The sequence below is a fragment of the Pantoea sp. nfd-35 genome (genome assembly GCF_056892255.1).
In genome coordinates, this window is the sequence record NZ_CP122403.1 from 965,629 (window position 1) to 984,381 (window position 18,753).

General features: G+C 54.8%; 19 protein-coding genes. 13 read left to right on the plus strand and 6 right to left on the minus strand.

Annotation, left to right across the window (positions count from 1 at the left end; translation table 11 throughout):
• Positions 1 to 48 precede the first annotated feature (48 nt).
• On the plus strand, positions 49 to 849 hold the full coding sequence (gene tcdA, locus P9J57_RS04615) for a tRNA cyclic N6-threonylcarbamoyladenosine(37) synthase TcdA (protein ID WP_014594469.1): 801 nt from the start codon (positions 49 to 51) through the stop codon (positions 847 to 849).
• Here the strand turns inward: tcdA and csdE are convergent.
• Together csdE and csdA are read right to left on the minus strand one after the other, a co-directional pair.
• A complete protein-coding gene (gene csdE, locus P9J57_RS04620) occupies positions 846 to 1,295 on the minus strand; it encodes a cysteine desulfurase sulfur acceptor subunit CsdE (protein WP_013026971.1) in 450 nt (149 codons plus the stop codon). The genes tcdA and csdE overlap by 4 nt on opposite strands.
• A gap of 2 nt (positions 1,296 to 1,297) precedes the next feature.
• Complete coding sequence (gene csdA, locus P9J57_RS04625) at positions 1,298 to 2,506, minus strand: cysteine desulfurase CsdA (RefSeq protein WP_483279401.1); 1,209 nt, start codon at positions 2,504 to 2,506, stop codon at positions 1,298 to 1,300.
• Positions 2,507 to 2,717: 211 nt separating this feature from the next.
• Here csdA and P9J57_RS04630 point away from each other — a divergent pair, with 211 nt between their 5' ends.
• The 4 genes from P9J57_RS04630 to rlmM all read left to right on the plus strand — a co-directional run bounded on the left by P9J57_RS04630 (position 2,718) and on the right by rlmM (position 5,732).
• Positions 2,718 to 2,939 (plus strand): YgdI/YgdR family lipoprotein, encoded by a 222-nt coding sequence (locus P9J57_RS04630; protein ID WP_013026969.1) that lies wholly within the window; start codon positions 2,718 to 2,720, stop codon positions 2,937 to 2,939.
• Between the two features lie 336 nt (positions 2,940 to 3,275).
• The gene (locus tag P9J57_RS04635; protein WP_014594466.1) at positions 3,276 to 4,193 is read left to right on the plus strand and encodes a transcriptional regulator GcvA; all 918 of its coding nucleotides are present in this window, start codon (positions 3,276 to 3,278) and stop codon (positions 4,191 to 4,193) included.
• Between the two features lie 50 nt (positions 4,194 to 4,243).
• The gene (locus P9J57_RS04640) at positions 4,244 to 4,639 is read left to right on the plus strand and encodes a DUF423 domain-containing protein (protein ID WP_014605150.1); all 396 of its coding nucleotides are present in this window, start codon (positions 4,244 to 4,246) and stop codon (positions 4,637 to 4,639) included.
• The gene (rlmM, locus tag P9J57_RS04645) at positions 4,632 to 5,732 is read left to right on the plus strand and encodes a 23S rRNA (cytidine(2498)-2'-O)-methyltransferase RlmM (RefSeq protein ID WP_013026966.1); all 1,101 of its coding nucleotides are present in this window, start codon (positions 4,632 to 4,634) and stop codon (positions 5,730 to 5,732) included. Before P9J57_RS04640 ends, rlmM begins: the two co-directional genes overlap by 8 nt.
• 42 nt (positions 5,733 to 5,774) lie before the next feature.
• Here rlmM and xni read toward each other — a convergent pair whose 3' ends face one another.
• The 3 genes from xni to queF form a co-directional block, all read right to left on the minus strand.
• Positions 5,775 to 6,533 carry a flap endonuclease Xni gene (gene xni, locus P9J57_RS04650; protein WP_072138265.1) on the minus strand — a complete coding sequence of 253 codons (759 nt, stop codon included), beginning with the start codon at positions 6,531 to 6,533 and terminating at the stop codon, positions 5,775 to 5,777.
• A 33-nt stretch (positions 6,534 to 6,566) separates the two neighbouring features.
• Complete coding sequence (gene ppnN / locus P9J57_RS04655) at positions 6,567 to 7,931, minus strand: nucleotide 5'-monophosphate nucleosidase PpnN (protein ID WP_014605152.1); 1,365 nt, start codon at positions 7,929 to 7,931, stop codon at positions 6,567 to 6,569.
• Positions 7,932 to 8,100: 169 nt separating this feature from the next.
• On the minus strand, positions 8,101 to 8,946 hold the full coding sequence (queF, locus tag P9J57_RS04660) for an NADPH-dependent 7-cyano-7-deazaguanine reductase QueF (RefSeq protein WP_024471444.1): 846 nt from the start codon (positions 8,944 to 8,946) through the stop codon (positions 8,101 to 8,103).
• Positions 8,947 to 9,007: 61 nt separating this feature from the next.
• On the opposite strand from queF, the gene syd reads away from it, so the two are divergent.
• The 4 genes from syd (at position 9,008) to P9J57_RS04680 (ending at position 11,703) form a co-directional block, all read left to right on the plus strand.
• Positions 9,008 to 9,556 (plus strand): SecY-interacting protein, encoded by a 549-nt coding sequence (gene syd / locus P9J57_RS04665; RefSeq protein ID WP_024471445.1) that lies wholly within the window; start codon positions 9,008 to 9,010, stop codon positions 9,554 to 9,556.
• 579 nt (positions 9,557 to 10,135) lie between these two features.
• On the plus strand, positions 10,136 to 10,465 hold the full coding sequence (locus P9J57_RS04670) for a YqcC family protein (RefSeq protein WP_013026961.1): 330 nt from the start codon (positions 10,136 to 10,138) through the stop codon (positions 10,463 to 10,465).
• Positions 10,465 to 11,244, plus strand: a complete 780-nt coding sequence (gene truC, locus P9J57_RS04675; protein ID WP_019104738.1) for a tRNA pseudouridine(65) synthase TruC — start codon at positions 10,465 to 10,467, stop codon at positions 11,242 to 11,244. The genes P9J57_RS04670 and truC overlap by 1 nt, the downstream gene beginning before the upstream one ends.
• Positions 11,245 to 11,256: 12 nt before the next feature.
• Positions 11,257 to 11,703 (plus strand): flavodoxin, encoded by a 447-nt coding sequence (locus P9J57_RS04680; RefSeq protein ID WP_019104737.1) that lies wholly within the window; start codon positions 11,257 to 11,259, stop codon positions 11,701 to 11,703.
• A 119-nt stretch (positions 11,704 to 11,822) separates the two neighbouring features.
• On the opposite strand, the gene garD is transcribed toward P9J57_RS04680, so the two are convergent.
• A complete protein-coding gene (garD, locus tag P9J57_RS04685; RefSeq protein WP_483279402.1) occupies positions 11,823 to 13,382 on the minus strand; it encodes a galactarate dehydratase in 1,560 nt (519 codons plus the stop codon).
• A 511-nt stretch (positions 13,383 to 13,893) separates the two neighbouring features.
• On the opposite strand from garD, the gene P9J57_RS04690 reads away from it, so the two are divergent.
• Genes P9J57_RS04690 through garL form a run of 4 tightly spaced genes read left to right on the plus strand, consistent with a single transcriptional unit; the run spans position 13,894 to position 18,752 of the window.
• Positions 13,894 to 15,237: an MFS transporter gene (locus P9J57_RS04690; RefSeq protein ID WP_014594458.1), complete on the plus strand. Its 1,344-nt coding sequence runs from the start codon at positions 13,894 to 13,896 to the stop codon at positions 15,235 to 15,237.
• Between the two features lie 9 nt (positions 15,238 to 15,246).
• Positions 15,247 to 16,593: an enolase C-terminal domain-like protein gene (locus P9J57_RS04695; RefSeq protein ID WP_014605155.1), complete on the plus strand. Its 1,347-nt coding sequence runs from the start codon at positions 15,247 to 15,249 to the stop codon at positions 16,591 to 16,593.
• Between the two features lie 10 nt (positions 16,594 to 16,603).
• On the plus strand, positions 16,604 to 17,935 hold the full coding sequence (gudD, locus tag P9J57_RS04700) for a glucarate dehydratase (RefSeq protein ID WP_024471447.1): 1,332 nt from the start codon (positions 16,604 to 16,606) through the stop codon (positions 17,933 to 17,935).
• 46 nt (positions 17,936 to 17,981) lie between these two features.
• Positions 17,982 to 18,752 (plus strand): 2-dehydro-3-deoxyglucarate aldolase, encoded by a 771-nt coding sequence (garL, locus tag P9J57_RS04705; protein ID WP_116585007.1) that lies wholly within the window; start codon positions 17,982 to 17,984, stop codon positions 18,750 to 18,752.
• The last annotated feature ends 1 nt before the right edge of the window (position 18,753 follow it).

Genomic DNA, 18,753 nt, shown 5'->3' on the forward strand with positions numbered 1-18,753 from the left:
TTTTGATGTGGCGGGCGTTCTGGCCCGCACTCTGTAACAGGTTTGACTATGAAAGTGTTAAACGATGCCTGGCACCAGCGCTTTGGTGGCACGGCACGTCTTTATGGCCAGCAGGCTCTGCAGCGGTTTGCGGATGCGCATTTCTGCGTTATTGGGATTGGTGGCGTAGGTTCCTGGGCTGCAGAGGCATTGGTACGCACCGGTATTGGCAGGATTACCCTGATCGATATGGACGATGTCTGCATCACCAATACCAATCGTCAGATACATGCGATCCATGGCAACGTGGGTAAAGCCAAGACGGAAGTCATGGCGGATCGCCTGCGCGCCATTAATCCTGATTGTGAAGTGGTGTGCATTGATGATTTTATTACGCCGGAAAACACGGCGACCCTGCTGACGGGCGATATCGATTACGTGATTGATGCCATTGATAGCGTACGGCCCAAAGCCGCGCTAATTGCCTGGTGTCGGCGCAACAAGATCCCGCTGGTCACTACCGGTGGTGCAGGCGGCCAGATCGATCCGACACAAATTCAGGTCACCGATTTAGCCAAAACGATCCAGGATCCTCTTGCGGCCAAACTGCGCGAGCGCCTTAAACAGTTTGGTGTCGTGAAGAACAGCAAAGGCAAGCTGGGCATTGACTGCGTATTTTCTACTGAGGCGCTGGTTTATCCGCAGGCGGATGGCACGGTTTGCGCCTCACGCAGTACGGCAGAAGGGCCGAAAAGAATGGACTGCGAATCCGGGTTTGGCGCGGCAACGATGGTGACGGCCACCTTCGGCTTTGTTGCGGTATCCCATGCCCTGAAGAAGTTTCTGGCGCGCGCGGCGCGCCAGGCTTAACCCTGATACCGTTGGGCACTCTGCCGCACGGCGTCAGCCAGCGCTTTCAGGCCACTGCTGCGTGATGCGCTAAGCTGAGCGCGCAGGCCCAGCGCCTCAAACAGATCGAGCGGATCGGACGCCAGCAACTGAGCTGGCGTCTTGCCTTCAACGGCGGTTAGCAACACGGCCAGCAGACCGCGCACGATACGACCTTCGCTGTCTCCATAGAAGTGCAGGGTACCCTTCTCTCCCAGTTGACTGCCGAACCAGACGCGGTTTTCGCAGCCGCTCAGTTCGATATCCGCCGTTTTTAACGCGTCAGGCAACCCGGGTAACTGCCGTCCCAGTAAAATCAGCTGCCGGTAGCGATCTTCCCACTGATGAAAGCGGGAGAAGGTAGCCTGTAAATCAGCCGTGGTGATTTCAGCGCCGAACGGGTGAGGCGCTAACAGCGGTGCGTTCATCATTAAAACTCCGATAACAGATCGATGGCGCTGCGCATGGCGCGCAGCAGGGCATCGACATCCTGAAGATTATTATAAGGTGCAAACGAAACGCGCAGCGTGCCGTCAACGCCTAATGCCGCCATCAATGGCTGAGCGCAATGCTGACCCGCCCGCAGGGCGATACCGTGCTCGGCCAGAAGCGTCACGATGTCGCTATGATGAATGCCCTGAATGTCGAAGGCCAGCAGGCTGGTACTGCCACAGCGGAAGCTACGAAAGCCGGGCAGTTCAGCCAGTTGCTCCTCGGCCAGGCTGGCAAGCTGCTGGCTCCACATCTCGGCTTTGCGCATATCCAACTGCTGCAGCCAGCCGAGCGCGGCGCTTAACCCGGTAACGCCAGCAACGTTGGGTGTGCCCGCCTCGAAACGCCAGGGAACGGGCTGCGGCGTAAAGCCGGTAAAATCGACCTGTGTCAGCATCTTTCCGCCGCCCTGTAAGGGGACCATCTCTTCCAGCTGTTCCGCTTTTCCGTACAGCACGCCAATGCCCATTGGCCCGTAGAGCTTGTGGCCGGAAAAAGCATAAAAATCAATATCCAGCGCCTGCACATCCGGTGGGCAATGCACCACGCCCTGAGCGCCATCCACCATGACTTTTGCGCCTGCTGCGTGGGCCAGCGCAATGGCCTGCGCTAAATCGGGACAGCCGCCGGTCACGTTAGACATCTGCCCGACCGCCAGCAGCCGGGTCCGGTTGTTAATCAGCGCAGGCAGCAGTGAGATATCCGGCAGGCGATCGGCACCAATCGGCCATTTCACCACCCGCGCGCCGCTGGCCTGCGCAACCATCAGCCAGGGCACCAGATTCGCATGATGTTCTGCCTCACTGACAATTATCTCATCGCCAGGCTGTAAACGCGGCGCTAACCAGCCATGCGCCACCAGGTTTATCGCATCAGTGGTGCCGCGCGTCCATACGATCTGGCGATCGCTGGCGGCATTCAGCCAGTGTGCCACCATGCCACGCGCCTGTTCGTACTGCTCCGTTAACTGGCGGGCAGCAGCAAACTGGCTCCGGTGAACGGTGCCAGCGCTCAGGCTGTAGAATTGCTGCGTCGCGTCTATCACCGTCTGCGGTTTCAGCATGGTGGCGGCACTGTCAAGATAGACACCGGCATCGTTTAGCGCAGGAAACTGCTGACGAAATGAAGAAGGGTTGAAGGCGCTCATACGTGGCTCACAGGTTGTTAATTTTCAGGTCCAGGCTGAAAGATGGCTGTCTGTCTGGCAAAGCTGGAAAAGCGGGTTATGCTGAGTATTGCAAGGTATAAACTTAACCCGCATGGCGAGACGACCTACTTACAGTCGATCGCACTTGACCGTTTCTTTGGTCAGCGTAACGCGGGGGGTTTGGTGCAATCAATCTGCAAGGAGATAGAAGATGAAAAAACTCGCCGCAATGCTGGCCATTTGTACAATGGCCTTTACCCTGGCTGCCTGTTCAAGCAACTACGTGATGCATACCAATGATGGACGCACTATCGTCGCTGAAGGCAAACCAAAGGTCGATACTGACACCGGTATGATCAGCTATAAAGATGCGAATGGCAATGAGCAGCAGATTAACCGTTCAGATGTGAAAGAAATGGTTGAAATGAAGTAATCAGCCCATAAAAAAAGCACCGCAATTTGCGGTGCTACTCAATATCACAATGGACAGACAGGGTAAATCTACAGGAATTAAAAAAGCTTGATCTGTAAAGGTCAGACCAAAATTGCAAACACAACATCACGACCACAAGCCAAAAGCTTTCAGAAAATCTGCGAACTCACTCACAAATCTAAAAACTTTTCGTTCCGGCTCAGGAAGTAGCGCAACTATAGGTATTTGCTGGAGCTTCATCAACGGACAATTTATAATGTCTCGGATTATAAATTCTAATACGTAAAGCCTTTGTATTAGTTCGCGTATTTTTTGCCAGGCTGGCTATGGATAACCATGTCAAAACGTCTTCCTCCCCTTAATGCACTGCGGGTTTTCGATGCCGCAGCACGCCATTTAAGCTTTACCAAAGCGGCTGAAGAGCTGTTTGTCACCCAGGCTGCCGTCAGCCATCAGATCAAATCACTGGAAGATTTTCTGGGATTAAAGCTGTTCAGGCGGAGGAATCGTTCGCTTTTGCTCACGGAAGAGGGGCAAAGCTACTATCTGGACATTAAAGAAATCTTCTCTGCCCTGAATGAAGCCACGCGCAAGCTGCAGGCACGCAGTGCCAAAGGCGCGCTCACGGTCAGTTTACTGCCGAGTTTTGCCATTCAATGGCTCGTGCCGCGCCTCTCCAGCTTTAATCTGGCTTATCCGGGAATCGATGTCCGTATTCAGGCCGTTGACCGCGATGAGGAGAAACTGGCCGACGATGTGGACGTGGCGATTTTCTATGGTCGGGGCAACTGGCCTGGCTTACGTGTGGAAAAACTCTACGCAGAATACCTGCTGCCGGTCTGTTCTCCGGCGTTGATGACCGGGGAAAATCCGCTTAAAACCCCTATGGATCTTGCTCGCTTTACTCTGCTGCATGATGCGTCGCGTCGTGACTGGCAATCCTATATTCGTCAGCTCGGCGTTCAGCATATCAACGTTCAACAGGGCCCCATCTTCAGTCACAGCGCCATGGTGTTGCAGGCGGCGATTCATGGTCAGGGCGTGGCATTGGCCAATAACGTTATGGCGCAGAGCGAAATCGAAGCGGGGCGGTTGATTTGTCCGTTTAATGACGTTTTAGTGAGCAAAAATGCTTTTTATCTGGTTTGTCATGACAGCCAGGCAGAACTGGGTAAAATAGCCGCCTTTCGACAGTGGATCCTCGCTAAAGCGGCAACCGAACAAGAAAAATTCCGCTTTCGTTATGATCAGTAACTTTTTGATTTTTTTGCAGGGACCTGCAAACGCACCTTGAGGATAGATTGATGTCCAGACGTGCCATGTTTATTTTTGCGGCCATCAGCGGCTTTTTCCTGGTGGCATTTGGTGCTTTTGGTGCTCACGTGTTGAACAAAACGCTGGGAGCCACTGAAATGGCCTGGATTCACACCGGGCTGGAATATCAGGCTTACCATACGCTGGCTGTACTGGGGCTGGGTGCGGCAATGCTGTATCGCTGTAACATCTGGTTTTACTGGAGCAGTGCGTCTATGGCGCTGGGAACCGTATTATTTAGCGGCAGCCTCTATTCACTGGCGCTGTCGCATTTAACGTTTTTTGTATTTATCACGCCAGTCGGAGGCCTATTCTTCCTCGTCGGCTGGCTATTGATGTTGATTGGCGCACTGCGTCTTAAAACCAAGGCAGAACGCCATGAATAAAGTTTTACTGTATTGCCGCTCCGGCTTTGAAAAAGAGTGTGCGGCAGAGATTAGTGCGAAAGCCGCAGAGCGTAACGTCTACGGCTTTCCACGGGTAAAAGAAGATGCCGGTTATGTGCTGTTTGAATGCTATCAGCAGCCCGATGCGGAAAGGCTGATTCGGGAACTGCCATTTGAAACCCTGATTTTCGCCCGCCAGATGCTGGTTGTCGGCGAGCTGCTGCGTGACTTGCCTCAGGACGATCGTATTTCGCCTATCGTTGGCATGTTGAGCGGTGTGGTCGAGAAAGGCGGCGAGCTGCGTGTTGAGGTGCCTGACACCAATGAAGCAAAAGAGCTCACCAAATTCTGCCGCAAGTTTACCGTTCCCCTACGTGCCAGCCTGCGTGAGAGCAAAATTCTGCTTAATTACGAGAGCCCAAAACGCCCGGTCGTGCACGTGTTCTTTATTGCTCCCGGTACCTGTTACGTGGGCTATTCGCTGCCAGAAAACAATTCCCCCTTTTATATGGGCATTCCGCGTCTTAAGTTTCCCTCTGATGCGCCAAGCCGTTCAACGCTTAAGCTGGAAGAGGCTTTCCACGTTTTTGTGCCCGCCGACGAGTGGGATGAGCGGTTAGCCAGCGGCATGTATGCGGTGGATCTGGGCGCCTGCCCTGGCGGCTGGACGTATCAGCTGGTACAGCGCAGCATGATGGTCTACGCCGTGGATAACGGCCCCATGGCACCGAGTCTGATGGATACCGGACAGGTCTTTCACGAACGCGAAGACGGTTTCCGCTTCCGCCCACCGCGCACCAATATCAGCTGGCTGGTCTGCGACATGGTGGAAAAACCGGCTCGCGTGGCAAATCTGATGGCGGACTGGCTGGTGAATGGCTGGTGTCGTGAGGCCATTTTCAACCTGAAGCTGCCCATGAAGAAGCGGTATGAAGAAGTCACGCAGAATCTGGCCATGATCGAGCAGCGCCTCACGGAAAATGGCATTAATGCGCAAATTCGCGCACGCCAGCTCTACCACGATCGTGAAGAAGTAACGGTGCATATTCGTCGTATCTGGGCCGCGGTCGGTGGCCGTCGCGACGAGCGCTAATCGAACCGATCGGGCGCGATGGCGCCCGATCGGTTGACGATGCTAGTCACCGCTGTAACGCAGTAAATTCAGATTTCCTTCCAGCACCAAATCCTGTTTCAGCCGGGCGACGTCGCGGCTTATAAACGCCATCTCTTGCCCTGTCTGCAGTTTATTGCGCCATTTGGTGGGGACCTGATCCAACTGTTGGTAAAGCGATTCCAGTGAGCCAAACTGCTGCAGCAGTTCCCGGGCGCTTTTGGGGCCGATGCCCGCGATACCCGGGATTTTACTGCTGCTGATGCCGCATAATCCCCAGTAGTCGGGCAGCACAGTGGGCGCAACGCCAAACTCCGTTTCAATAAACGGCAAATCCAGCCAGCGCTTCTGAAAATAATCGCGGATGCGAATGTCCGGCGCCAGTAGCTGACAGTAGCCTTTATCGGTGGAAACGATAGTGGCCTGATGGCCCGCCCGCGCCATTTTTACCGCCAGCGTGGCCGCCAGATCGTCGGCTTCATCCTGTTCGGCAATCCAGCAGCTCACGCCCGCGGCCCGAAACGCCGCCTGCAAAGCGGGCATTTCAGCCTGCAAATCTTCCGGCATGGGCGGGCGACCGCTTTTATAGTCGGGCAGCAGCTGATGCCGCCATCCCTGATGGCGCGCTTCACCGTCAAACACGGCCACAACGTGAGAAGGACGCGTGTGGCCGAGAAGCTGGCGCAATGCCGCCACGCAGCCGTCCACACAGGGAGAGCCTTGAACGGCGTGAAGGCGGCGAATGAGATTGAGTGCATCAACAATAAGTAAGTGATGTGACATAAGGTACGGGCAGCCCGGCGGCTGCCTCCTGATTTACTTAATGATTTCGTAGCACGGGATATAGGCAGTACCTGGCAGTTTCATACGCTGCTGCGCCACAAAGCCCTGTAGCAGTTCATCCATGCGGTGCATGATGTCGGCATCACCGTGCAGTTTATAAGGGCCTTTTTCCCGGATCTCACGGATGCCCATCTCTTTAACGTTACCTGCCACAATGCCCGAGAACGCCCGGCGCAGGTCGGCTGCCAGTTTTTCCGGCGGCTGGTTAGTATAGAGATTGAGATTGGCCATATTTTCATGCGTTGGCATAAAGGGCACCTGCAAATCCTGCGCGATGCGGATAGACCAGTTAAAGCTGTAGGCATCACCTGTTTCGCGGCGGTGTTCTTTCACCTGCGGCATCGCTTTTCTCATCAGGCGGGCCACCTCGGCGGCATCATCAATAATGATCTGATAATGCTTACGTGCCTGCTCCCCGAGCGTGCTGACAATAAAGTCATCCAGCACACGGAAATAGTCGGCGCTTTCTTTCGGCCCGGTCAGAATGAGCGGCAGAACCTGATGCTCATTTTGCGGATTCATCAGAATGCCCAGCAGGTAAAGGAACTCCTCTGCCGTCCCCACGCCGCCAGGGAAAATAATGATGCCATGTGCAATGCGTACAAAGGCTTCCAGACGTTTTTCGATGTCCGGCATGATGATCAGTTCGTTCACCAGCGGGTTAGGCGGTTCAGCCGCGATAATCGACGGCTCGGTTAAACCGATAAAGCGGCTGTCGCGGTAGCGTTGCTGTGCATGGCCTACCGCCGCCCCCTTCATGGGCGCTTCCATCACGCCCGGGCCACAGCCGGTACAAATATTCAGTTCACGCAGGCCCAACTGCGTACCGACGTTACGACAGTACTGGTATTCCACCGCGTTAATCGAGTGGCCGCCCCAACAGACAACGGTATTGGGATATTCGCCCACGTGTAATGCCCGGGCATTACGCAGAATAGAAAACACGGTGTTGGTAATCATGACCGAGTCGTTGTCTTCTGCGCAGGGTAACCGGCCGGAACTGGCTAACTGGCCGTTAACAAACAGGATATCGCGCAGCACGGCAAACAGGTTAGCCTGCAGTGAACGAATAATATGGCCGTCAACAAAGGCCTCTTCGGGGGGATTGATCAGTTCAAGCTTGATGCCGCGCTCGCGGCGCAGCACGTTAATATCGAAGTTCTCAAAGCGGGACAGGAGCTCGTGGCTGCTGTCAGTCTGGCTGCCAGAATTGAGCACGGCGAGCGAGCAGTTACGGAAAAGTTGATATAAATCGCTGCTGGCTGTGCGCTTCAGCATATCTACTTCCAGTTGGGAGAGCAGATCCATAGAGCCAAGAGGGCTGACATGTGTAATCAAATGAACTCCTTTGCACCCGCTGGGGTGATGGCTGACACTGCAAATGCAGTGACGAAAATCCCTGGTTGGCAATCCACTGTATGCCGCCTTGCCCAGAGTAGCCTTGTCGGCAGGGCTGACTCAAGTGGAACGCTATAGTTGACCGGCAGCCTGAGAAATACCTCGCAAACTACTGACGAACCAGACGAGAATGACCCGGCGTAAAGGGCACATTACTGCGCCATGGATTAATATCCAGTCCGCCCCGACGCGTATAGCGCGCGTAAACGGTGAGCTGTTCGGGCTGACAAAAACGCATCAGGTCATTGAAGATACGCTCAACGCACTGTTCATGAAACTCATTATGCTGACGAAATGAAATGATGTAGCGCAGCAGCGCTTCGCGATCGAGCCGTGGGCCCTTATAGCGAATCATCACCGAGCCCCAGTCAGGCTGATTCGTGATCAGACAGTTGGACTTCAGCAGGTGACTGACCAGCGTTTCTTCCACCTGTTCCTGACCGGCTGCGTTAATCAGATAATCGGCATTAAAGGCATAATCTTCAATTTCGATATCCTGCTCATCTATGCAGTAGCCTGCAAAGTGTCCCACAGGTTGACCTTCAATTTCATTTAACCGAAACAGCGCGACGCGCACCTCGCCTTCGGCACAGACACGCAGATCCTGCTCCAGCGTCTGGCGCACCTCGCCCCAGTCTGCGAACCGCGTCTGGTTAAAGCTGTTAAGATAGAGTTTGAAACTCTTGGACTCGATAAGATTACGACTGTGGGCGTCCAGCACCACTTCGCCAACCGCCACCTGTGGAACGCCTTTGCTGTTGAGCCAGGAGAGTTCATACAGCGTCCAAATATCGCCTCCCGTAAAAGGCAGGTTATCAGGATAAAGGCCGAGTGGTTCGCGGTTCATGCTGCGCGGAACGGCCTGTAATAAGCTGTTGTCGTAGCGATCGTGATAAGCTGTGGGCTTGCCAAGCGTCAGGTTGCTGAGCGCCGGATCCGGCTGATAAGAAGACATAACGGTTACCACTGAGGTCATCAAAGTGAGTAAGTGTAACCTATCAGAAGTGAGAATTTGAATGATGCAGCAAACGGCTGAAGCGTTAACTGATTTTACCACCCGATACTGTCTGCACTGGCAGCAGAATAATGGCCATGCACCGGCCAGTAGCGATCTTTATGGCGTTCCTTCACCCTGCCTGATTGAAAATCGTGGCGAGCGGGCGCTGTGGCAGCCGCAGCCCTTTAGCCTGCCGCCGTCTCTGGATGCCGTTGAGCGCGCGCTGGATATCCAGCTCCAGCCGCAGATTACCGCATTTTATACCCACCAGTTCGCAGGAGACATGCGCGCCACTCACGACCAAAACAGGCTAACGCTTCTGCAGGTCTGGAGCGAAGAGGATTTTGTCCGACTGCAGGAAAATCTGATTGGTCATTTAGTGATGCAGCGCCGGCTGAAGCAGGCGCCGACGCTGTTTATCGCGACAACGGATTCCGAAGAAAACATTATCTCGCTGTGTAACCTGAGCGGACATGTCATTCTGGAAACCCCAGGGCGCAAACATCGCCAGACGCTGGCACCTGATATCCCATCATTTCTTAATGATTTACAACCGCTTAGTGACTAGTTGCAGATATCCGCTATCAGCGGTGTGAGAGATCTCTTACAAGCTCTGTGAGAGATCGCTCTATCCTTCACGCAGTGATCATTTCGGAAAGATGTAAAAATATTGTAAATCATTAACTTATTAGCTGCGCTGATGAGCGCTTTTCATAAGATATCGTTATAAGGCGTTTTACCACCTTGTGCTCTGAGTAATTTCTGACGAGAATATCACTCGCGGACAGGATGTCCTGGACAACAGGAGCCGTCAGGATGACGGTAGCCAGGAGACCGGAACGTAACGGAGTTTACGTCACAAGGAAGGCTTCAGGATGAAGCAGGACACTCTGGATTGAGTTAAAGGACACCTCCAGGACGGAGAATGAGAGCCCCTCAGAAGAGGTGGCGGGCCTGGATGCTAAGGATTTGTCAGGATGATGCGCGAATGGAATTCGCACGGGAAAAGTTGTCACGGATGAGCAGGGAGCACTAACGTAGCGGGAAAGCTGCAAACGAACCGGGAGCACTGTTTAATACAGTGCTCCCTTTTTTTATGCCTGCGGGTTATGCTTGCCGCCCATTTTTATCCAGTCAGAGGTGAAGCATGACGCTGGAACACTTAATTTTGCAACGACTCGAACAGGTCGAAGCGATAATGCGCGAGCACGATCTCTGGCAGTCTGTTGCGCCAGACGATCACGCGTTCACCAGCCAGCAACCTTTCTTCCTTGATACGCTTCAGCCGCTGGAATGGTTACAGTGGGTGCTGATACCGCGCGTTCAGGCCATCATTGGTGCCGGGCAGCCGTTGCCGAAGAACGTCGCGATCGCCCCCTATTTTGAAGTGGCGTTAACGCCCGGGCAGCCCGGTCGTGCCCTGCTGGTGTTGACGTTAAAGCAGCTGGATGCCCTTCTGGAGGATGAGTCTGCCTGATGTTAGAGATCATTTATCAGGATGCGTGGCTGGTGGCGGTGAACAAACCCGCCGGTTGGCTGGTCCACCGTAGCTGGCTTGATCGCCATGAAACGCAGTTTGTCATGCAGACGGTACGCGACCAGATAGGCCAGCATGTTTTCACGGCGCACCGGCTTGATCGCCCCACATCGGGCGTTCTGCTAATGGGCCTGTCCAGTGAGGTGGGCCGCCTGCTTTCCCAGCAGTTTGAGCATCATCAGATGGAGAAGACCTATCATGCCGTGGTGCGCGGCTGGCTGGAAGGCCGCGATCGGCTGGATTATCCGCTTGTCGAAGAGCTGGATAAAATTGCCGACAAATTTGTCAGCGACCCCCGCGCGCCTCAGCCTGCGGTGACCGATTACGCCTCACTGGCAACCGTAGAAATGCCGGTGGCAGTGAGTCGTTATCCCACTGCACGTTACAGCCTGATTGAGCTCAAACCCAAAACCGGACGCAAGCATCAGCTGCGTCGGCATATGTCTCATCTTCGCCATCCCATTATCGGCGATTCGGCCCATGGCGATTTGCGTCAGAATCGGGGGGCGGCTGCACACTTTGGCGCAAATCGTTTAATGTTGCATGCCAGCAGCTTGTCGCTCAGCCACCCGGTGACGGGAGAACCCCTGGTTATTCGCGCCGGACTTGATCTTGTCTGGCAACGGGTAATGGATCAGTTTGGCTGGCAGGCCTGTATGCCGGATGTGCCACGGGTTGAGTTTATAGCTGGCTCAGGTCAGGATAGCGGGACGGAATAAAGGGGAAAAGAAATGGCGAAAATTGGTATTTTTGTAGGCACCGTTTATGGCAATGCATTACTGGTTGCAGAAGAAGCAGAACCGGCATTGCAGCAGCAGGGCCATGACGTAAGGATTTTTGAAGATCCTACGTTAGCCGAATGGCAAAACTATGCGAATGATGTCGCCTTAGTGATTACATCAACCACCGGTCAGGGCGATTTTCCGGATACTATTTCTGGCCTGTTCCATGACGTGCAGGACAAGCTGGGCCACCAGCCAGGGCTGCGCTACGGCGTTATTGCCTTGGGCGACAGCAGCTACGAGAATTTCTGCGGTGCGGGTAAGCGCTTTGATGCCCTGTTACAAGAGCATCAGGCTAAACGGGTGGGTGAGGTTCTGCTGGTTGATGCCACGGAACATCCAGAACCTGAATCCGTCACCACGCCGTGGGTTGAGCAGTGGGGCAAGCAACTCTGATAAGATCAAGGCTGCTACGCTGTTCCGCTGCCGTTCGGATTACACCGGCGGCAGCGGTGTTACGATAACAGGATTCTGCGTACAGCGCGTTCCGTCATTGCCCTGCGCGCTCCCGTTTCTCAGGTTATCGGCGCGGGATTAAATACGGCCAGCTGATTACGAATTCCCCAGCGATCTGACCAGGTTTGCTTTCTGCCACTGGCAATGTCCAGTATCAATTCAAACAACCGCCAGCCAACCTGCTCAATGGTTTCCTCGCCTGTTGCAATCGTGCCAGCATTGATGTCCATCAGGTCATGCCAGCGCTCGGCTAGCGCGTTACGGGTAGCCATTTTTATTACCGGGATTGCCGCCAGGCCATACGGGGTTCCTCTGCCGGTGGTAAAGACCTGCAGGGTGATACCTGAGGCGAGCTGCTGCGTGCCGCACACAAAATCGCTGGCGGGCGTCGCGGCAAAAATCAGTCCACGTCGTGTCGGACGCTGTCCGGGCGACAGAACCTCCACAATCGGGCTTCGGCCTGATTTGGCAATGGAACCCAGGGCTTTTTCCACCACGTTTGCCAGCCCACCTTTCTTGTTGCCCGGTGAGGGATTGGCGCTGCGATCGGTTTTGCCTTGATCAAGGTAGCGGTCATACCATGCCATCTCTTCAATCAGCCGCTGACCCACTTCCTGATTGATCACGCGCGGTGTCAGTAAGTGAATGGCATCGCGCACCTCGGTGACCTCAGAGAACATAACGGTCGCGCCGCTGCGCACCAGCAGGTCGGAAGCAAAGCCCACCGCGGGATTCGCCGTCACGCCAGAAAAAGCATCACTGCCGCCGCACTGCATGCCCATGACCAGTTCCGAGGCAGGGCAGGTTTCACGCTGGCGCTGGTTAAGCCGTTTCAGATGGCGCTCTGCGACCTGGAGGATCTCATCCACCATGGCGCCAAAGCCCACCAGCTTCTCATCCTGCAAACGCACAATATCCTCCTCATCCAGCGAGATGGGCTGCACGTCGGGCGAACCGGTCAACAAGCGCTCAGGTTGTAATTTTTCACAACCCAGACTGACTACCATGATCTCCCCGCCAAAATTCGCGTTAAGGGCCAGGTTGTGGACGGAACGGATAGGAATAACCGCCGCAGGCGCGTTGATTGCCACGCCGCAGCCGTAGAGATGATTTAGCGCAACCACGCCGTCCACATTGGGATAACGGGGCAGCAAATCACGCTCTATCATTTGCACCACATAATCCACCACGCCCGCCACGCAGTGAACGCTGGTGGTAATGCCCAACAGGTTACGGGTGCCCACGCTGCCGTCAGCGTTGCGATAGCCCTCGAAGGTATAACCTTCAAGCGGCGGTAAGTCAGGCGGCACGTTATTCGCCAGGGGCAAACTCTGCAAATCCGGTGCGTCCGGAAGCGCAATGAGTGATTCATCGATCCAACTGCCTTGGGCAATATCACGAACGGCAAGGCCAATAATTTCACCATAGCGCAATACAGGCTGACCCTGAGGAATGGCGGCCAACGCCACCTTATGCCCCTGCGGTACATGTTCGGTTAGTGTTAATCCATCTTTAAACGTGGTGCCCGCAGTCAGCCCCTGGCTGTTTACCACAATCGCAACGTTATCGTTTTCGTGAACTTTAATGTAAAGCGGTTGCTCTTTTGAAATGGGGTTCATCGCTCACCTTCCAGTGCGTAGCGCCTTGCTGGTACGGCGCATTCATTATGAGACGTCAGGTGTCACAGGTTCGGTATTTGCCACCGTCAGTATAAGAAGGTGTTACTGCCTGCACATTGTGCAATTGACCTATATTCGGCTGAGAGATGACGCGGTTTTATTATCTTTTTACTAAATCAAGTGAAGATTCTCACAAAGCCGCTTATCAACGCCTGTTTGGGCGTGCTTATTGTGACTTTTTACAAATAACGTGAAACGTCCCGCAGCAGTTTATGCATTAGCCCAAAAAATCATCGTTCATTCACCTTATTCCAGGGTGATGTTCCAATGCCTCACCCAAACCCGCTTCCTATACTGATTTCCGTTTTCCCGATCAGGTTATTCGTCACGACGCATTATCGGTTTGCCATTAAAAAAAATCGCCGTGTTTAACCTACATCTCTCTGATACCCAACGCGATGTGTATGCAGTCAGAGCGAATGTAGCTTTCGCTATATTTCAGGAGTGCATCATGAGTAGTTATCACCAGACAACGGAGGCGGTACAAAAACGGACGAACGCGCGTTACTGGATAGTGGTCATGCTATTTATTGTGACCTCATTCAACTACGGTGACCGCGCCACGTTGTCTATCGCGGGTTCGGCCATGGCAAAAGAAATTGGCCTCGATCCCGTGGGGATGGGGTTTATCTTCTCTGCTTTTTCATGGGCCTATGTCATTGGGCAAATCCCCGGTGGCTGGCTGTTGGATCGCTTTGGTTCTAAGCGCGTCTATTTCTGGAGTATCTTTCTTTGGTCGTTGTTTACCCTGCTGCAGGGGTTCGTGGACGTGTTCAGCGGCTACACCATCGTCATGGCGCTGTTTATGCTGCGCTTTATGGTCGGGCTGGCGGAAGCCCCTTCATTCCCGGGTAACAGCCGTATTGTGGCAGCCTGGTTTCCGGCTCAGGAGCGCGGCACTGCCGTGGCGATTTTCAACTCCGCACAATACTTCGCGACGGTAATTTTCGCGCCCATCATGGGCTGGTTGACCTCCGCGGTGGGCTGGGCGCACGTGTTCTGGTTTATGGGAGGGCTGGGCATTATTTTGAGCTTTATCTGGCTCAAAGTGATTTACGATCCCTGCGATCATCCCGGCGTGAACAAAGCGGAGCTGGACTACATGGCGGAGGGCGGCGCGCTGATCAATATGGATCAGAAAAGCGAGAAGCAAAAAGTCAGCTTCAGTGATAAGTGGTTCCAGATCAAGCAACTGCTGCAGTCGCGCATGATGATCGGTGTCTACATTGGCCAGTACTGCATCAACGCCCTGACCTACTTCTTTATCACCTGGTTTCCGGTTTATCTGGTGCAGGCAAGGGGCATGTCGATCCTTAAAGCGGGCTTTGTCGCCTCGGTGCCTGCGCTGTGCGGCTTTATCGGTGGCGTGCTCGGCGGGGTGATCTCTGACTGGCTGATGCGCAAAACCGGCTCACTCAATATCGCCCGTAAAACCCCGATTGTGCTCGGCATGTTGCTCTCGACGTCCATGGTGGTCTGTAACTATGTCGAGACGGACTGGGTCGTGGTGCTGTTCATGGCAACAGCCTTCTTTGGTAAAGGGATTGGCGCGCTGGGATGGGCAGTGATGGCGGACACCGCACCGAAAGAGATTAGCGGCCTGAGCGGCGGTCTGTTCAATATGTTCGGTAATGCATCCGGCATTATTACCCCTATCGCGATCGGCTACATCATTGCCTCTACCGGTTCTTATAACGGCGCGCTGGTTTATGTCGGTATCCACGCGTTCGTTGCCGTACTCAGCTACCTGGTGCTGGTGGATAACATCAAACGCATTGAGCTGAAAACACGCTAAGGAGCCTGCATGAATACGCAATCGACGCCCGTTATTACGACTATGCAGGTGGTCCCTGTGGCTGGCTACGACAGTATGCTGCTCAACATTGGCGGGGCACACAATGCCCGCTTCACGCGCAATATCGTGATCCTGACCGACAGTGCAGGACACACCGGACTGGGTGAAGCACCGGGGGGAGAAACCCTCTATCAGACCTTAATCGAGGCCGCGCCGCAGGTGATCGGTCAGCAGGTCGCCCGTATGAACCGGCTGGTGCAGAAGATTCATCAGGGGAATCAGTCCGCCGATTTCGAGACTTTTGGCAAAGGGGCCTGGACTTTTGAGCTGCGCGTCAACGCGGTCGCGGCACTGGAAGCCGCACTGCTGGACCTTCTGGGACAATGCCTGGGCGTGCCGGTCGCCGAACTGCTTGGACCGGGTAAGCAGCGCGATGAGGTGACGGTTTTAGGCTACCTGTTCTACTTAGGCGATCGCCGTAAAACCGATTTGCCTTATCTGACGGGTGAGAAGGCGCAGCATGACTGGTATCACCTGCGCCATCAGGAAGCGCTGAATAGCGAGTCGGTTGTCCGGCTGGCCGAGGCGGCGCAGGATAAATACGGTTTCAAAGATTTCAAACTCAAGGGCGGAGTGCTGCCAGGCGAACAGGAGATCGCCACCGCGCAGGCGCTGAAAAAGCGCTTCCCCGAGGCGCGCATCACCGTCGATCCTAACGGCGCGTGGTGGCTGGACGAGGCGATCGGATTCTGTAAGGGCATGCAGGATGTTCTGACCTATGCAGAAGATCCCTGTGGCGCCGAGCAGGGTTATTCAGGGCGCGAGGTGATGGCCGAGTTTCGTCGTGCGACCGGATTACCGGTCGCCACCAACATGATCGCCACCAACTGGCGTGAAATGAACCATGCGCTGATGCTCAATGCTGTCGATATCCCACTGGCCGATCCACACTTCTGGACGATGAGCGGCGCCGTTCGGGTCGCGCAACTGTGCGATGAATGGGGCTTAACCTGGGGCTGCCATTCGAATAACCACTTTGATATTTCTCTCGCGATGTTCACCCACGTCGGTGCCGCCGCGCCCGGTAATCCCACCGCCATAGATACGCACTGGATCTGGCAGGAGGGCGATCAACGCCTGACAAAAGAGCCGCTGCAGATCCGTCAGGGCAAAATCACGGTGCCAGATGCGCCTGGCCTGGGCATTGAACTGGATTGGGAACGACTCCGCCTGGCAAACGAACACTACAAATCACTGCCGGCGGGCGGACGTAATGACGCCACAGCCATGCAGTACTTGCTACCAGGATGGACATTTGACCGTAAACGGCCGGCCTTTGGCCGGGCCTCTGCTTAAGGGATAACAGATGAATACCACACCAAAAATTACCGCCATGCAGGTCATCCCGGTTGCCGGCTATGACAGCATGTTACTGAACCTGAGCGGCGCACATTCGCCTTTTTTCACCCGCAATATCGTTATCATTGAAGACAACGCAGGCCATACTGGCGTAGGTGAAATCCCCGGTGGCGAAAAGATTCGTCAAACCCTGGAAGAGGCTGCCGCGCTGGTGGTGGGCAAAACGATTGGCGAATATAAAAACATCCTGAGCCAGGTTCGCGCCACTTTTGCCGATCGCGATGCCGCTGGGCGAGGTAATCAGACCTTTGATCTTCGCACCACCATTCACGTGGTCACCGGCATCGAAGCCTCACTGCTGGATCTGCTGGGGCAGCATCTGGGCGTCAATGTCGCCTCGCTATTGGGCGACGGACAGCAGCGCGACAAAGTCGAAATGCTGGGTTATCTGTTCTACGTTGGCGATCGCAACAAGACCTCGCTGGCCTACCAGCATCAGGACAACGATACCTGCGACTGGTATCGCCTGCGCCATCAGGAAGCGCTCACGCCGGATGCCGTGGTGCGGCTGGCCGAAGCGGCCTATGAAAAATACGGGTTCAACGATTTTAAACTTAAAGGCGGCGTGCTGAGCGGCAGTGATGAGGCAGAAGCGATTACTGCACTCGCGAAGCGCTTCCCCCAGGCGCGCGTCACTATCGATCCCAACGGTGCCTGGTCGCTTGACGAAGCCATTACGCTAGGTAAGCAGCTTAAAAACGTCCTCGCCTATGCAGAAGATCCCTGTGGCGCAGAGCAGGGCTATTCGGGGCGTGAAGTGATGGCCGAGTTCCGGCGCGCTACCGGTCTGCCGACGGCGACGAATATGATCGCCACTGACTGGCGTCAAATGGGCCACACGTTGTCATTACAGTCGGTGGATATCCCACTGGCCGATCCGCACTTCTGGACGATGCAGGGTTCCGTGCGCGTGGCGCAAATGTGCCACGCGTTTGGCCTGACGTGGGGTTCGCACTCCAACAACCATTTCGATATTTCACTGGCGATGTTCACCCATGTTGCCGCTGCCGCACCGGGCAAGATCACCGCTATTGATACCCACTGGATCTGGCAGGAAGGCAATCAACGACTGACGAAAACGCCTTTCCAGATTGAAGGCGGCATGGTCGCAGTGCCGCAGGCACCGGGCCTGGGCATTGAACTGGATATGGACCAGGTCATGCAGGCTAACGCGCTGTATCAAAAGCATGGCCTTGGCGCACGTGATGATGCTCAGGCCATGCAGTTCCTGATCCCACAGTGGACGTTTGATAACAAGCGTCCGTGCCTGGTGCGTTAACTTTTTTGGGCTTCCTTCAGGAAGCCCGTTCCACAGGAGTCAAATCATGAGTAATACAGCCTGGCCAAATGAATTCCGTCGCCGCCTGCTGGCAGGTGAAACCCTGATCGGCAGTTGGTGCGCCCTGGCAAGTCCTGTTTCGACCGAGGTGTTAGGGCTGGCCGGATTTGACTGGTTAGTTCTGGATGGCGAGCACGCACCGAACGATATCACCACGTTTGTTCCCCAGCTAATGGCGCTGAAGGGCAGCCGCAGCGCGCCGGTGGTGCGTCCACCCTGTAATGAACCGGTCATCATTAAGCGCCTGCTGGATATTGGTTTTAATAACATCCTTGTTCCCTTCGTCGAGAACGAAGACGAAGCCAGACGTGCAGTTGCCTCCACGCGCTATCCGCCTGCCGGAATTCGCGGCGTGTCGGTTTCCCATCGCAGCAACATGTACGGCACGGTGCCGAATTATAACGCCACCATCAACGACAACATTTCGGTGCTGGTCCAAATAGAAACCCAGCAGGCTGTCAACAACATTGACGCCATCGCCGCCGTTGACGGCGTGGACGGCATTTTTATCGGGCCGGGCGATCTCTCTGCCGCTCTCGGCTATCTCGGACAGCCGGCCCATCCGGAGGTGTTAACAGTCATCAAACACATCTTTGAGCGGGCAAAAGCCGCCAACAAGCCCAGCGGCATTCTGGCACCGGTGGAAGCCGATGCCCGTCGCTATCTCGAATGGGGCGCAACCTTTGTTGCCGTTGGCAGCGATCTCGGTGTTTTCCGCAGTGCCACGCAGGCGTTGTGCGACAAATTTAAAAAGTAAT

What these genes read in the sequence shown, in the direction of transcription:
- P9J57_RS04640 (WP_014605150.1), top strand. Translation starts at nt 4,244, where the DNA reads ATGTCCAGACGTGCCATGTTTATTTTTGCGGCCATCAGCGGCTTTTTC.
- csdA (WP_483279401.1), bottom strand. Translation starts at nt 2,506, where the DNA reads ATGAGCGCCTTCAACCCTTCTTCATTTCGTCAGCAGTTTCCTGCGCTA.
- csdE (WP_013026971.1), bottom strand. Translation starts at nt 1,295, where the DNA reads ATGAACGCACCGCTGTTAGCGCCTCACCCGTTCGGCGCTGAAATCACC.
- P9J57_RS04690 (WP_014594458.1), top strand. Translation starts at nt 13,894, where the DNA reads ATGAGTAGTTATCACCAGACAACGGAGGCGGTACAAAAACGGACGAAC.
- P9J57_RS04630 (WP_013026969.1), top strand. Translation starts at nt 2,718, where the DNA reads ATGAAAAAACTCGCCGCAATGCTGGCCATTTGTACAATGGCCTTTACC.
- P9J57_RS04680 (WP_019104737.1), top strand. Translation starts at nt 11,257, where the DNA reads ATGGCGAAAATTGGTATTTTTGTAGGCACCGTTTATGGCAATGCATTA.
- truC (WP_019104738.1), top strand. Translation starts at nt 10,465, where the DNA reads ATGTTAGAGATCATTTATCAGGATGCGTGGCTGGTGGCGGTGAACAAA.
- gudD (WP_024471447.1), top strand. Translation starts at nt 16,604, where the DNA reads ATGAATACCACACCAAAAATTACCGCCATGCAGGTCATCCCGGTTGCC.
- xni (WP_072138265.1), bottom strand. Translation starts at nt 6,533, where the DNA reads ATGTCACATCACTTACTTATTGTTGATGCACTCAATCTCATTCGCCGC.
- tcdA (WP_014594469.1), top strand. Translation starts at nt 49, where the DNA reads ATGAAAGTGTTAAACGATGCCTGGCACCAGCGCTTTGGTGGCACGGCA.
- P9J57_RS04670 (WP_013026961.1), top strand. Translation starts at nt 10,136, where the DNA reads ATGACGCTGGAACACTTAATTTTGCAACGACTCGAACAGGTCGAAGCG.
- garL (WP_116585007.1), top strand. Translation starts at nt 17,982, where the DNA reads ATGAGTAATACAGCCTGGCCAAATGAATTCCGTCGCCGCCTGCTGGCA.
- P9J57_RS04695 (WP_014605155.1), top strand. Translation starts at nt 15,247, where the DNA reads ATGAATACGCAATCGACGCCCGTTATTACGACTATGCAGGTGGTCCCT.
- rlmM (WP_013026966.1), top strand. Translation starts at nt 4,632, where the DNA reads ATGAATAAAGTTTTACTGTATTGCCGCTCCGGCTTTGAAAAAGAGTGT.
- syd (WP_024471445.1), top strand. Translation starts at nt 9,008, where the DNA reads ATGATGCAGCAAACGGCTGAAGCGTTAACTGATTTTACCACCCGATAC.
- queF (WP_024471444.1), bottom strand. Translation starts at nt 8,946, where the DNA reads ATGTCTTCTTATCAGCCGGATCCGGCGCTCAGCAACCTGACGCTTGGC.
- garD (WP_483279402.1), bottom strand. Translation starts at nt 13,382, where the DNA reads ATGAACCCCATTTCAAAAGAGCAACCGCTTTACATTAAAGTTCACGAA.
- P9J57_RS04635 (WP_014594466.1), top strand. Translation starts at nt 3,276, where the DNA reads ATGTCAAAACGTCTTCCTCCCCTTAATGCACTGCGGGTTTTCGATGCC.